This window comes from Mesorhizobium sp. CNPSo 4671 (genome assembly GCF_057784245.1).
This window is the reverse complement of the sequence record NZ_JBWLUW010000056.1, coordinates 1-1,675: the sequence shown is the minus strand read 5'-3', so window position 1 is coordinate 1,675 and position 1,675 is coordinate 1. Positions and strand designations below refer to the sequence as shown.

At 59.5% G+C, this 1,675-nt stretch carries 2 protein-coding genes; both read left to right on the top strand.

The features are described 5' to 3' along the window. Positions 1-574 (top strand): tyrosine-type recombinase/integrase (locus AC04SF_RS37300; protein ID WP_488481865.1); only part of this gene is annotated, 574 nt, incomplete at its 5' end. Further along, on the top strand, positions 571-1,575 hold the full coding sequence (locus tag AC04SF_RS37295) for a tyrosine-type recombinase/integrase (protein ID WP_488481864.1): 1,005 nt from the start codon (positions 571-573) through the stop codon (positions 1,573-1,575). The genes AC04SF_RS37300 and AC04SF_RS37295, both read left to right, overlap by 4 nt. Positions 1,576-1,675 lie beyond the last annotated feature (100 nt).

Genomic DNA, 1,675 nt, shown 5'->3' with positions numbered 1-1,675 from the left:
CCTCTACGTGATGCTGGTATTGGCCTATTGCTGCGGGTTGCGGCTGGGGGAACTCGCGCGTCTCGATCTTGGTGATGTCGATCTGATTGCCGGCACGATCACCATCCGGGAAACGAAGTTCTTCAAGTCCCGGATCCTGCCGCTTGCCGGCAGCACACTGGCGGCGCTGACGGAATATCTGGTGATGAGGCGTAAGGCGAAGGCGCCGCAAAATGCGGAGTCCGGCCTGTTCTGGCACGATCAAGGCAATGCCCGATACACGTCGCAGGCCATCGCCCGTTGCCTGATCGACATCCTGCGTCGTGCTGGGCTCAAACCGGCGACAGGCAAAACCGGACCTCGCATTCACGATGTTCGCCACTCGTTCGTGGTGAACCGTATTCTCGAATGGTACCGCGCCGGCATCAATCCGCAGGACAAGTTGCCGTTCCTCGCGACGTATCTTGGTCACCGCGATATCCATTCGACGCTCGTCTACATCACCATCACCCAGGATCTTCTGGAACAGGCAAACCAACGCTTCCGAAGGTTCGGGGCACATTGCCTTGCCGTATCGGAAGGGGTGCGGCCATGAGGATGGTCGACCCATTCCCGCGTCTGCTTCATGCCTTCTTCTATGAATGGCTGGTCCAGCAGCGAAACGCATCCAAACATACCGTGCGTTCTTACCGTGACACCTGGCGCCTATTCCTAAGGTTCGTCGCGCAGCAACGGCATCGATCGGTTGCCCGGCTCACTCTGGCGGACCTGACAGCCGCCGAGGTCAGCGCCTTCCTGCGCCATACCGAGCAGGAGCGAGGAGACACGATTGGCACGCGCAATTGCCGCCTGTCGGCCTTGCGCAGCTTTTTTGGCTTCGTTGCTGGTCGGGAACCAGCGGCTATCGCGCAATGCACCGAAATCCTGCATGTGCCGATGAAGAAGGCACCAACCCCCGCGCCATGCTATCTGGAACCGGAAGAAGTGAAGGCGATTCTAGCCCAGCCCGATCGCTCGACGGTCGAGGGGCAGCGCGACCACGCGCTGCTCTCCTTCCTTTACAACACGGGTGCGCGCATCCAGGAAGCGCTCGACGTTTGCCCCGGGGCAATCCGGTTCGATACGCCTGCTTGCGTCCGTCTCTACGGTAAAGGCCGGAAAGAACGCATCAGCCCTCTCTGGCCGGAAACCATCTTGCTACTGCGATCATTACTTCGGCGGCAGCCAAGACGCGAGGACGAACCGATCTTCGTCAATCGGTATGGCGCTTCACTCGGCGCTTCGGGCGTCCGCTTCAAACTGGTCGAATATGTCGAAGCGGCAACAAAGATCGCGCCCAGCCTCGCTTCCAAGACGATTACACCTCACAGCTTCCGTCATGCGACGGCGGTTCATTTGGTGGCGGCGGGCGTCGACATCACGGTGATCCGGAGCTGGCTTGGCCACGTCAGCCTTGACACCACCAACCACTACGCTCAGGCGAATCTGGAAACGAAGCGCATGGCATTGGAGCGGCTCGAAATCCCATCGCCACCAGGCAAACGCGCGTCGTGGAAGGAGGACCAGAGCGTTATCGCCTGGCTCGACACCTTGTAATTCCGCAAAATAATGTCGAGGAACGCGTCACCACCGGCCCAGCAAAAACCACGTGTTCGGCGCGTTCCTTCTCATTATGAACTGCTGCTGATTACTGCAG

Excerpts from the sequence above, each read along its gene's own strand:
- AC04SF_RS37295 (WP_488481864.1), top strand. The coding sequence starts at position 571 with ATGAGGATGGTCGACCCATTCCCGCGTCTGCTTCATGCCTTCTTCTAT.